The following is an 11,867-nucleotide window of genomic DNA, read 5'->3' as shown; positions in this document are numbered from 1 at the left end:
GTCAGCCTCCTGAAGCGTCACGCGTCGAAGGATAGCATCAAGTGCAAGAGCCGCATCGCGGGCTGGAACAACCAGTTCCTCATGCAAGTGATTACCGGAACAGGAGTTTAATGTGCGCTGGCCCTGGCACCCACCTGAGCCTGACCGAGACCCGGACCTACGACGAGTTCGGCAACCTGGAGACGATCATCAATCCGCGGGGTATTAAGACCAGCTTCACGTACGATCTCCGCAACCGGGTCGCCACCAGGAAGGAGGACGATCGCACCGGCGGATTGAATCTCCTCACTCAATGGATGACCGATGGAAACAACAACTTGTCACGCCAGATCGATGCCAATGGTCATAGCACCTGGTACTACTTCGACAATCAGGGCTTCCTCAGTCGAGTCGTTGACGCCGCCGGCTACGAGACGGTGTACACTCGCGACTATGTGGGCAACGTGGTGCGTGTCGATCGCGGTCTGAGCACCGGGACGGGCGGCCCGTATCGCTCGGTGGCCTTTACCTACGACGTCCTGGATCGAGTCTTGACCGAAACAGTGGATCCGGACAGTCTCGCCCTCACCACGCAATACGAGTACGCGACGACCTCGCTGAATTGCTCCTGCGGGGGCACGCCGGGCCAGTCGCTGATCCACAAGGTCACCGACCCGAGGGGCAAGGTCAGCTATGCCTATTACGACAAGCTCGATAGGCTGACCACAGTGGTCCGCAAGGTGACCGATACGGCGGACAATCAGGGCCAGAATGATCCAGACGACGCGGTCACCACGGTCACGTACGATGCCATGGGGAATCTGACCGCCGTAGTCTATCCGGAAGGTGAGCAAGTCAATCGAGTCTACGACGGCGCCAACCGGCTGACTCAGCAGATAGCGGTGGGAGGCAGCACCAGCTACACCAAGGCCATCACCTACGACGGGGCCGACAACGTCATCACCATGGACATGCCCAACGGCAATCAGGTCAGCCTGACCTACGATGCGGCCAACCGGCCGCTCAGCGGCTCCGACAACAACGGAGCCCTCGCGAGCATGACCTACGACGCCAACGGCAACCTCTTCACCCGGACCGACGGGTTGAGCCACACCTGGACCTTCCAATACGACGAAGCCGACCGCCGGACCCGCGCCTACGACCCACTGGTGGAATCCGGCACCGACAAGTACACGACCTTCGTCTATGACGAGGTAGGAAACCACATCGAGACGGTCAACAACCTCGGTGTGCGGACCCGCTTCAACTACGACGTCATCAACCGGCTGACCTCGCAGGTAGAGGATTACCAGGGCACATCGACCAGCACCGCCAATACCACGACGGGCTATACCTACAACGGCCCCGGCGATCTGCTCACCCTGACCGACCACGACAGCAACACCACGACCTACACCTATAACACCGCCGGACGAATCTACACCGTCACGTATCCGGACGCCGGCGTGGTCACCTATACCTTCGACGACGCCGGGAATCTGACCAACCGACTCGATCAGAAGGGCGTAACCACCACGTACGTCCCCAACGATCTGGATCAGGTGACCTCACGTTCCTATTCCACCGGCCGATCCGAGTCTTTCACATGGAACCGGTCCGGACGCTTGCTGACCGCCAACAACACGAACGCGCAACTGACCTTCACCTACGACCCATTCGGCCGGGCCGGCAGTACGACCCAGGCGTTCGACTCAGGCAATACGAGCTACACGACCGGTTTTCTGTACAGCATCGGCTATGGCAGTGGTCGAACCATCAGATACCCAACCTATCCGTCTGGTCGCATCGTGAATGAATCGTATGACTATCGCGGTTTGATGATTGACGTGGCCGACGAAAACGGAGACTTCGACACGAGCTGGATCTACAACCTCGCCAATCTGCCTACGGTTGTCTATCCCGGCAACGCGATGAGCGTCTTCACCTGGGACGTGAATAACCGCCTTGGACGCGTCCGCCACTACGACAACAGTACGAAGGTGCTCGATACCAGCTTCGGGTACGACGCGGCCGGCAACCGGACCTACACCCGCAACAACATGACTGCCAGCCACAGCGAACTGTACGCCCACGACGCCCGGAATCGGCTGGTGGATATGCAGCGGGGAACATTGAATACTGCGAATACCGCCATTACGACCCCGCTGCTCGATCCGCTCATGCCCTCGCAGCAGCAATGGAACCAGGGAAACGGTCTTGATCGGCGCGGCAACTGGTTGGACTTCCGGGCCACGCTGAACGGCAGTACGACCCAGCAGATCCGCACCGCGAACGAAGTCAACGAGTACCTGCTCGTCGGGGGAACAGTTGTCAGCCACGATGACAACGGCAACATGACCGCCGATCCGACGGCTCGAAATGCCGGCGACGGACTGACTCCCACGGGCCAGGCGTACACCTTCGACGAAGAAAATCGCCTGACAGCCGTGCGGCGGGTCTCGGACAACGCCCTGCTGCAGGAGATCAAGTACGACGCCTTTGGCCGTCGGATCGAGTCGCTGGACTACATGGACCCGACGACCGGGGTGGTCTCGACCACGCCTGTACGGACCCGGCACATCTACAACGGGCTCAAGGTCATTCAGGAGTACACCGTCACCGGCAGCGGCGAAGAACAGACCAGTGCGCTGGCCCGCGAGTTCGTGTGGGGCAAGCGGTTCCCCAACCAGGAGGTCATGATCGACTACACGGCGGCCGGGGACGTGGAGGCGAATACTGCCGAGGTGCTGTACTTCCTGCACGGGGCCCTGGGCAGCGTGACCGGTCTGGCCGACGCGAGCGGGAACCTGGTCGAGAAATACGAATACGACCCGTACGGGCGCACGTACATCTCCGCCCCGGACGGCACGGCCCGGCCGGTGTCGGCCTACGGCAACCCGTTCGCCTGGACCGGGCAGCGGTACGACCCGGCGGTTCGGTTGTACCACTTCTGGGCTCGGAGCTACTCGCCGGCGCTGGGACGGTGGCTGCAACGGGATCCGCTCGGGTATGTGGACGGGGTGGGGCTGTATGAGTATGTGGCCGGCCAGCCTCTGGACTACTACGACCCTTACGGCCTGTGGTGGGATACGATCATCGACGTCTGCAGTTTGGCGAGCGACCTCTACGACTGGGGGAAGCAAGTCAAGACTCAGATCGATTTCATTCTGGACAAACCCGGAGTATCGTATGGCGATGCCAAGAAGGCCGGAGAGGAAGCCGCCAAAGACGCGCTTGCCATAGAGGGCGACGCTCTCTCGACACTGCTGCCGGGCGTGACTGGCGGTGGCAAAGCAGCCAAGGCCGCCGTCAGCAAGTTGGATGATGCGGGCGACGCGAAGAGGGTGGTAACTCAGGTTCCGCCGACGGGACCTCAGCCGCCAAGAAGGGTGACGAATCCCAAGCACCACCCGAACTCGAGAAGTCCCGAGCCGGCGAACGCTCAGGAGTTGTCCGATAACGCGATAGAGGACGCGAACGGCACCAGATGGGCCATCGACTCGGACGGGACAATTCACCGTTTCAGCAAACCGAGCAACGGTGAGTCTCACTGGAACGGGTCCACTAGCGGCGACAAACCAATTCGGATGGAAGACATCCCCGTTGAGATTCGTAGGAGGTTGCTACAGTAATGATTGTTGGTGATCCCTCCACATTTGCCATCGAGTCGCAAATCACTCGCGCATATCGAAACCCGGGCCTCTTGGCGCTTGGCTTTTTCGTGATCCATGTAGGAGGGAAATGCTATGGCCTGCGTCAATCTGACGCTACTCTGCTGGCCTGCTCATTCGATGAAGTAGAACGACGCCTCGCAATGCGGGGTGCCCATACGGCTCCGTTCGCGACGCTGAACGCCGGCCAAATTGCTGAGGCCTTTCGAGAAGCCATCTACGCCGAGACGCCAGCCGAGAGCTACTTCGGCATTGCGTTGCCCTGTTTCCGCGACTACTTCGGCCGAGAGGCGAGTGACCTGATGTGGGCACCCGATGGTGACACTGCGTTCGATGATGGCAGCTATGTGCTGCAATGCGATGTGAAGGATCACGCGCGATTGATCGCTTTCCGATCCGGCTCTAGCACAGCGGTTGCCTCCGCCACGCTCGTGGATGTGTGGATCGCTGAGAGCGTCTTTTATGAGGTCCTTCAGCGGTGGTGCGATCTGTTTGAAATCGAGTGGACCAACCTGCCTAAGGCTGAGTGAGCCAGATAGGGCTGTTTGTCACGGTGGGATAGCGGGACGACCCGTACGGCAACACCCTATCCGCCACCGGCACCTACGCGGCCGCCAACCCGTTCCGGTTCTCCTATCTCCGTGACGTACTCACCCGCATCGCCACTGCTGTCCTAGCAGCCCGTGGTGCAAGTTGCTTCGGCCACAGATCCGGTTTCGATCACACAGCACGGGCGAGTGTCACCGTTGAGCGGCTCTGCCCAGCACCGATGGCTTCAATCGCCCGGAGCAGCGCATCCAACGCCTTCCAGACGCTTGCCAGCGCGGCCAAGGCCCGACCGCAGAGGCCTTGCAGGCCTCGGGCGGTGCCCAGTCCCATGACTTTGCGCAGGATCAGCGACAGGTTGAACCCGGCCACATGAATGAGCAGCCGTTTCAGGATGTTCTCGTGACCTCGCAGGTGCGCAGGTGCGTGCGCCGCATGCCCCCGGTGTCGTAGCCATGAGCGAAGCTCCGCTCGATCAGTTCGCCGCGCTTGCGCATCAGGCGTTTGCCCCGCGCTCCGCGAATCCGCCGACGGTTCGCATACACCGCAGCCTGCGCCGCCTCATTGCCCTCCCAGCTGCGCCGGCCCCGGTCCGGCTCGGCGATGTATGTACGCTCCACCATCTGAGCGGGACCCGTCAGCACGTCGTTGCTGTGATAGCCCTTGTCGGCCACCACTTCACCCATCGCCTGCTCGCACTCCTGTGGGGAAAGGGCGTCATCCGATCTTCTCCAGGGCCGCCAGCAAACGGTCGTAGCTCAACAACGATTCGACCGCGTCCCCCACGCTCATGGGGCGGCTGGTATAGGGCAGCCATGCTCTTATTGTATCCTTGACCTCGCCCGAGGTAAGCCAGTCCGGCAATTCCGAGACGGTCCTTCCGCTGGACGGGCCGCTCAAGCCGAACGCCCTCAACTGCGAGGTCAGATCGATCTCAATCCGGGCACTTGAACACGTGAACATATCCTGTTCCTCGACGGCATCCGGCTCGGGCACAGCCCGGAGAAAGAAAACCCTGACGAAGCCACGAGCCCCGCCGGGAACGTCGGATGCCATCTCTTCCTAGGAAATCAAATACGAGGGCACAGAGCGGGCTAACCGGGGGCATCGACTTCAGGACGGCAACCGGGCAGAACGCCTCAGACCGACTCTTGGGGTTGTGTTCGTCAATCAGGGGCTCACTTCGCGGCGAAGAAACTGAGTTTCTGGAGTGGCAACACGGATTGCTGGGCGGGGGTGAGCTCCTCGTAGATGCCCGTCCACATACGAGATAGATGGTGGGCATCCATGATTTGAATCCGCTTCGAGGCGGCGCAGGCGGTATCGTGTGCCCCTTGAGTCGCACCGATTTGGGCGATAAGGGTGCCCAGTTCGCCGACTTTGAGCATCGGTTCCATGCGGGCGACATCGGTATCCTGGAGCTGGGAGGTCCGGATAATGACCCGCACCTGCGGATGGATGATTCCCAGCGGATCGGTGCCGACGGCAGCCAGGAAGCCGCCTGACTCATCCGCCGAACCGCCCGCAAACGGGGTAATCACATAGCCCAGGCCGCCGAACAATGTGGTGACCACATCGGCGAAAGCCGCCGGCGGCAAGGTTTTGATGTGCCGCACCAGCTCTGCTTCTGCGTCGGCAGCGACCTTGCTGAAATCGCAGCCGGGCCGTGCCGATCGCTCTTCAGCCACCTGCGACTGGTTCGTTTCGAGTTGTTCAGCGTCAGCCCTGTGAGCGCTACGTGGCAGGCGAACATCCCGCAGGGCTGCCAGGCGTTCGACGTTCTCAGGGTGCCTTAGCAAGCGAAAAAGATGATCGTAGCCTATGTTCTGAATCGCCGAGCCCCGCTCCCAGCGTGCGAGCGTGGTGACCCCGACCCCAGCCAAGGCCGCGAACTTCCGGCGGGAGAGCCCAAGCGACTCCCGGATCGCTGTGATCTCAGACCCCATCAGAAGGTGCAGATCACGGCAAGCCTGCTCGCAGGCCTGCTTGTCAATGGCAGCGGAATCACCCAGTTGTTCGACATGTCCGCACTGGTCGCAGACGGTCGTCGGGATGGTCACGAAAAAAGGGAGCCTCCTCGATCGGTTGGTGGTGAACTTGTGCGACCGAGGTTCGAAGTGGGTCTTCTTGTGCTTGCACTTCTGCTGGCTGGCTGGGCTTGCCGTCGATCCGGGCGGAAGTTCGGACCGGGTCTTGTCCTGCTTACCCTTCGCCTTGGACGACCGACGGGGGGGGACTCCCGCGATTGACCACGAATCCGTTTCGGAGCCTTCGGGGTTCTTCTTTGCGTTTTTTTTTGCGGGTCTCTTCACGGGTCACTCCGCGGTTTTCCTATTTGCCACGACGATCCGCCGGGCATTACAGGACGACGATCATCTTGCATCATACGCCATTGCATAATTTCGTCAAATTGTTTGATCTGATTGAGATCGAGTCGAATATACTCATATTGTCGCGGCTGAGTGGTGTCATATTGCATGGTTGTGGCAACATGACACGGACGCGACCATGATGGGCGCAATATGACCGCATCTGTCTACTCAGCAGGGGAAGCTTCCGAACCGGGTGACCCACGAGACCGTGGCTGCTGAGATTCTGGCGGGGACCGGCCACCTCGGGGCGAATGGTGACCCGGTGAAATCGTCTCCCGCCACCCTTGGGCAGAAGTCACCAAGAGCAAGGCCAGCGTCAGAGCGGCTTGCTTACAAGTTCTGGCTGACCGGCCGGCGGCACGGTGCCGCCGAGAATCGGGTCGGCCGAAGTCTCTTAGTAGGAGGTGGAAAGAATGCGAGGACCGTATCCGGAAAACGGTGGCGCCTGCGACGGCCCGGAAGGCCGTCCGCCCGACCCGCCACTCCCCGGTGACGCCCTGCGGCAGTGTGCCGTCGATCTGCGTCGCCACCCGTTGGCCTTTGTGGCTCGCAAGCACGGTGTTGATCCCGTGCACCTGGCCGCCCAACTGCGTCAAGCCGGTTTGCAGCCGGTGATCACCCCGGTCGAACTGCAGTACATCCTGCAGGCGCTGCGCTCGACTCCCCCCGACGAGATCGAGAGATCGCTCCACCTGACCTCGTCGCAGTTCGAACAGATCTGCCGGCGAACGCTGGGCGTGGCCCGCACCAAGTCGCTCGACGAGGTCACCGAGGACGAGGTGATCGACAAGACCCGTTCGCTGGTCGATCGGCTCGTGGCCGGCGGCGTGCTGTTCGACGGGCTGCCGCGCGTGGTCACCAGCAGCCTCTTTGTCCGCAACGGCCGTTCGCAGTGCATCACCTATGCCGAGCGGCACAAGCAGGACGATCCCGAACTCAAGCACTGGCCGGCGGTGGCCTATCTGTTGTGCAAGGCCTACCCCGGACGGTTCCAGCCGTTCCAGTTCCGGCACTCGAAAACCAACGGCCACTTCTGCGGCCCGCAAGGGCGGAGCAACCTGCTCCGGGCGGTACGATGGGTCCTGACCGAGAAGCTGGGCTACACGCCTGACCGTTTGCCCAAGCTGGTCCACCGCCGGGGCTTTGCTCGGACAGTTGATCTGCAGTTCTTCGGTATCACCTATCACGTCTACCGGTGGTTTTTCAGGTCGGTGGACGAGTTGGTCGCCGAGGCGGTCAAGGGTTTCCCGGCCACGGAGGAGGAATCCGCGCGGCTCAACACCAACGGGCTGAGACAGGCGCTGATCGAGTCCGGTGTTGACCCCGCATGCTGCGCTGTTCCGGCGTGCTCTCTTACGCCGGTGGAGATCCACCACATCCTTCGCGGCCGGCACCGGTCGGACGAGTTGGTGAATCTCGTGCCGCTGTGCCTGTCCCACCACGACCGGGCCGACCGCATCAATCAGCGCCTGCTTCGCGCCCAGCCCGCCGACCAGCGCAAGGACTGGTTGATCGATCGACTGGGCGGCGAAGGAGATGGAGTCCCGGCGTAATCAGCCGGTCCCGCACTTGGCGGCGTCGGGGGCGGATTGGTCCGCCCCCGACGCCGTTTTGTTATTGGGGCGTATCAAAACCTCTTTGAATCCAGCGGCCGGCCGATCACGGCGAACTCCGCCGGAGGGTATATACCCTAATTTACATCCTCTGCTTCCTTGGTAGTTGAGTTTATCCGGTAGTTCGATGGCTCTCTGAGGCGTTTTCGCGCTGTTTCGCGCAGCGACAACGATTTCGCCGTTCTTGGCCTCTCTATCGGTACCCCTAAAGAAAGCCAGAGCGATGCCGGATCTCCGGTCGGTATCTCCGGCCGGCATCGTCGGACTCTCGCTCAGGAGTATGAGTCATGGCCAAGCACGCGTGCGACGGACTGCTGGACCCCGCCGCAGTGGCGAAGTTGATCGGTCTGTCCCGGCGGACGGTAGTGCGCTGGGCCCACGACGGCAGGATCCCCTCTCTTCGACTCGGCAGGCAGGTGCGCTTCGAGGAGGCGGTGATCGCGGAATGGCTGGCCCGGCATCGGACCGGGCAGGACGCGCTCCTGCCCCCGGTAGACACAGCTCGCCCGAATCGAGGCGATCGGTCGGACCAGAAGCCGGGCCGATCGACCTGATGTAACCCGCCGTTTTTCGGGGTGTGCGCGCCAAGGCGCGCAAGTGCCGCACCGGGCACGAGATGGAGCAACGAGGGAGAGGTGATGTAACTTGCGATACGCTCTTTCGACTATAGAACCAAACTCATCAACAGAAAGAACCAACTTGAAGAGGAAGCTGAAAGACTCATGGATAAGGGCAAAACACTCTCACGCAAGAAGGCGGCAGAACTCGTGAAGATCACGGAGAAACTGGAATCAGGAACGGTGCCGCTCATCCAGAACACGGGAAGGACCGCAACCAACCTGAGGAAGACATATTCTGTCGTAGCAGGATCCGTCCTGAAAGTCGTTCTTATTGGTTTGAGTTACTTGGACGCACTGGACATGGTCGCCGAAGTTGCCGATGCGGGTCAGATACCGATCGGGAATCTGGATGGCGATGGCGACGGAATACCCAACAAGTACGATCCAGACGGCCGGGGCTATGATCCGGTGGCTGCAGCAGGAGATGATGGTGGTGATGGCATAAAGAACTACGCAGATCCTATCTATGGACCCAACCCATCACCAAGACCACATGTGCCTTGACGATGGCATGAGCCCTCCTTGGCGTTGGCCGTCGCCTCCGCTCTGTCATCGCTGGCGACCTTTCCCGGTCAACGATTGGCGGAGAGACGATGTGTTCCGGCATGCGTTGCAGCGGGTGGACTATCGGGATAGGATTCTGGGAAGGTCGTGAACTTGGTCAGGGGCAGATGAATGCGGTGGACGGCTGCTGGACGCGATTCCCGTTCGTGGCGAACTGGACGTCCGGTGTCAATACTCGGCTCATCTCGGAGGCCAAGCCATTGTCGGTCTACCCTGAACAGGCGAGATCGAGAGGCGAAGCCATGATGAGCGATGTGGATGTCCTGTGGAAGAAGGCGGCATCTCTATGCGATGTGGGGGCTTTCAGGGAGGCCGCCGAGTGCTGCGAGCGAGCGCTGCAGGAGGACCCTCACGATAGACGTGTCCGCACTCTACTCGGTTCGTGTCAATGGGAGACTAAGCAACTCGGTCGCGGCGCAGCCACGTTCCGCGAACTCATCGATGAGGGCAGGAACGATAGCCTCCCGGTTCTGGCCTTCCTGCACCGGATGTTGGGTTTGTGTCTTTCGGAGATGGGGCAATGGAAGGAGGCCGAGGATGCCTTCTCTCGCTGTGTCCAACTTGAGCCTAGTGCGCTTAGCTTCTTCCTCCTTGGGGCCATGCAGGCGCGACTCAAACCACTTTCGAACGAACCGGTGAAGCTGTTGCGAAAAGCCATCGATTTGGCTCCGGACGATGAGGAGATATTATGCGAGTTGGGGAGAGTGCTGAGGTTGCAGCATCGTTACTCTGAGGCTATCGACGTGCTCCGACGCGCCGCCGAGTTGTGGCCCGAGAGCCCCGATGTTCTCCGTGGCCTTGGGGCGGTGCTCCGCCTCGCCGGGAAGTGTGAAGCGGCCGAAGAGGCGTTGTCTAAGGCGCTTAAGCTAAATGAGGATGATGCTCGTACGCATCTCGAACTCGCTACTCTCTTGGCCATTCAGGGCGTTCGCGGAAATGAGCAAGCAATGCACCTTCGGCGTGCGACGGAGTTGCGCCCTGATCTGTTGCAGGTCCATTCGCTCCTGGGGGGACTCTGCGAGGATCAGGGCAAATCCGACGAGGCGGCATTCCACCTCTGTCAAGCCGAGTGTTTGCGGAGACTGCATCACGGAGCGGTGTTTCAGGACGCGCCGGCGTCGGAGCCTCAGGATACGGACGAGGATGAAGAGGGCGGTGAGACGCGCCGCGTCGACCGGCCGGGCCGGGCGAAGATAAAGGGGGGCGAAGATGAAGGGGCAGGCGAAGACAAAGGGGCATAAGCCATTCTCTAACTGGAGGTAAAAGGAGCAAGGTGAGCATGGTGCCTGAAGGTCGTTCGCCCTGACGCAGATGGAGAATCAGACTCCCCGACGGTGAGACAACGAACAGGATGCATAGGATGGACAGGGTGTGGCGAAGAGTCCCATCTATCCTCTTCATCTGTTGAACAATCCTCCTTGCGTCTTCCTTCGCTTCCTCCCATGAAGCAAGCTTTGTCAAGGTCGTGAATCCTTGAAATCGCGGAGATTGACCAACCTCCCATTCGCGACTGGCGGCGAGTGATGGCGCGCACGCTGGTGAACGTCTGCCTGGACGGAAAGGAAACAAGTCAAGAAGCAGTCGTGATCGATGGAAAAGAGAAGGCTTGAAGCATATGACCGGAGTCTCCGCGAGAGGCAGGTTGGATTTATCGCATTGCTGCCAATCCCGAAGGGCAAGGAAAGACGGGCGGCATAACGTCGTTGCCGCCCGCCCTTCGGTCTTGGCCCTGGGTCGGCGTTCGGGTCGGTTCCCGACGCCGCCAACAATCTTGCCACGGCCCCCCGGAGGGGGCCCCCTCAAAAGGGCCACAGTCTACCCTGTATACCAGCCGCACCTCTTCTTCGCCAATCTCCACTCGCTTCACAAGGGTGGATACGAGCTGGCGCTGAGTCGTCCAATCGGCGTTGTCCAGGCCGCCCCGGACACGGTCGGCAAAGGCCTCCAGGTGGCCGATGACCAGTCGCATTTCCCGGATCTGTGCCTGCAACTGCTCCTGCGTTTGAGCTTCCGCCCGCAGCTTCTCCAGGTGCTGACGCGCTCCACGAATGCGCGGCTCAAACTCGTTCTTGTCAATCAGCCCGTCACTGTAAGCGTCTATCAACTTGCTGATCTGTCGTTGTACCCGGCTGGTCAGCATCTGTCGTTTACGCTCATCTGGGCAGGGGTTCTTCGTGTTGCCCAAGCTCAAACGGCGCTGGTATTCCTCTTCGATGCGGTGCGGTTCGCCCAGCAACGTTGATACGTCCACCCAGACCGCGGCTTCCAGCCTCTCCCCACGTACAGACTGGCTTTGGCACACGCGCTGTTTGCTCATGCGATGCACAACGTTCCCGACGCATCGGTAGTACAGCCGCCCCTGGTACCGCCGCCCACTGAGCGTGCTCTCGCTTCTTGAGGTTTTTGGGGCCGATTCGGATCGCGATGGGTGAGGGGCGAAAGAAATCCCCCTCGATGAGCGCGATCGTTTGACCGTGCATCATGAGGGGGTTAACTCCTTGC

General features: G+C 60.8%; 10 protein-coding genes. 7 read left to right on the top strand and 3 right to left on the bottom strand.

Going from position 1 to position 11,867, the window contains the following annotated elements; genetic code table 11:
- Positions 1-110 precede the first annotated feature (110 nt).
- Positions 111-3,611 (top strand): RHS repeat-associated core domain-containing protein, encoded by a 3,501-nt coding sequence (locus KA354_24385; protein ID MBP7937790.1) that lies wholly within the window; start codon positions 111-113, stop codon positions 3,609-3,611.
- The gene (locus tag KA354_24380) at positions 3,611-4,180 is read left to right on the top strand and encodes a hypothetical protein (GenBank protein ID MBP7937789.1); all 570 of its coding nucleotides are present in this window, start codon (positions 3,611-3,613) and stop codon (positions 4,178-4,180) included. The genes KA354_24385 and KA354_24380 overlap by 1 nt, the downstream gene beginning before the upstream one ends.
- A gap of 405 nt (positions 4,181-4,585) precedes the next feature.
- Here KA354_24380 and KA354_24375 read toward each other — a convergent pair whose 3' ends face one another.
- The 3 genes from KA354_24375 to KA354_24365 all read right to left on the bottom strand — a co-directional run bounded on the left by KA354_24375 (position 4,586) and on the right by KA354_24365 (position 6,508).
- Positions 4,586-4,882: a hypothetical protein gene (locus KA354_24375; protein ID MBP7937788.1), complete on the bottom strand. Its 297-nt coding sequence runs from the start codon at positions 4,880-4,882 to the stop codon at positions 4,586-4,588.
- A 31-nt stretch (positions 4,883-4,913) separates the two neighbouring features.
- Entirely contained in the window at positions 4,914-5,252 is a 339-nt protein-coding gene (locus KA354_24370; GenBank protein ID MBP7937787.1) for a hypothetical protein, read from the bottom strand.
- A gap of 122 nt (positions 5,253-5,374) precedes the next feature.
- Positions 5,375-6,508, bottom strand: a complete 1,134-nt coding sequence (locus KA354_24365) for a helix-turn-helix domain-containing protein (protein MBP7937786.1) — start codon at positions 6,506-6,508, stop codon at positions 5,375-5,377.
- A 473-nt stretch (positions 6,509-6,981) separates the two neighbouring features.
- Between KA354_24365 and KA354_24360 the strand changes: the two genes are divergently transcribed.
- The 5 genes from KA354_24360 to KA354_24340 all read left to right on the top strand — a co-directional run bounded on the left by KA354_24360 (position 6,982) and on the right by KA354_24340 (position 11,607).
- Positions 6,982-8,121, top strand: coding sequence for an HNH endonuclease (locus KA354_24360; protein MBP7937785.1), 1,140 nt, complete (start codon positions 6,982-6,984; stop codon positions 8,119-8,121).
- A 347-nt stretch (positions 8,122-8,468) separates the two neighbouring features.
- On the top strand, positions 8,469-8,735 hold the full coding sequence (locus KA354_24355) for a helix-turn-helix domain-containing protein (GenBank protein MBP7937784.1): 267 nt from the start codon (positions 8,469-8,471) through the stop codon (positions 8,733-8,735).
- Between the two features lie 168 nt (positions 8,736-8,903).
- Positions 8,904-9,305 carry a hypothetical protein gene (locus tag KA354_24350; GenBank protein MBP7937783.1) on the top strand — a complete coding sequence of 134 codons (402 nt, stop codon included), beginning with the start codon at positions 8,904-8,906 and terminating at the stop codon, positions 9,303-9,305.
- 302 nt (positions 9,306-9,607) lie between these two features.
- Entirely contained in the window at positions 9,608-10,606 is a 999-nt protein-coding gene (locus KA354_24345) for a tetratricopeptide repeat protein (GenBank protein ID MBP7937782.1), read from the top strand.
- Between the two features lie 707 nt (positions 10,607-11,313).
- Positions 11,314-11,607, top strand: a complete 294-nt coding sequence (locus tag KA354_24340; protein ID MBP7937781.1) for a hypothetical protein — start codon at positions 11,314-11,316, stop codon at positions 11,605-11,607.
- Positions 11,608-11,867: the final 260 nt, after the last annotated feature.

It is taken from the genome of Phycisphaerae bacterium, assembly GCA_018003015.1.
GTDB lineage: Bacteria > Planctomycetota > Phycisphaerae > UBA1845 > PWPN01 > JAGNEZ01.
The sequence above is the reverse complement of the archived record's forward strand: the minus strand, read 5'-3'. Positions and strand labels throughout refer to the sequence as shown.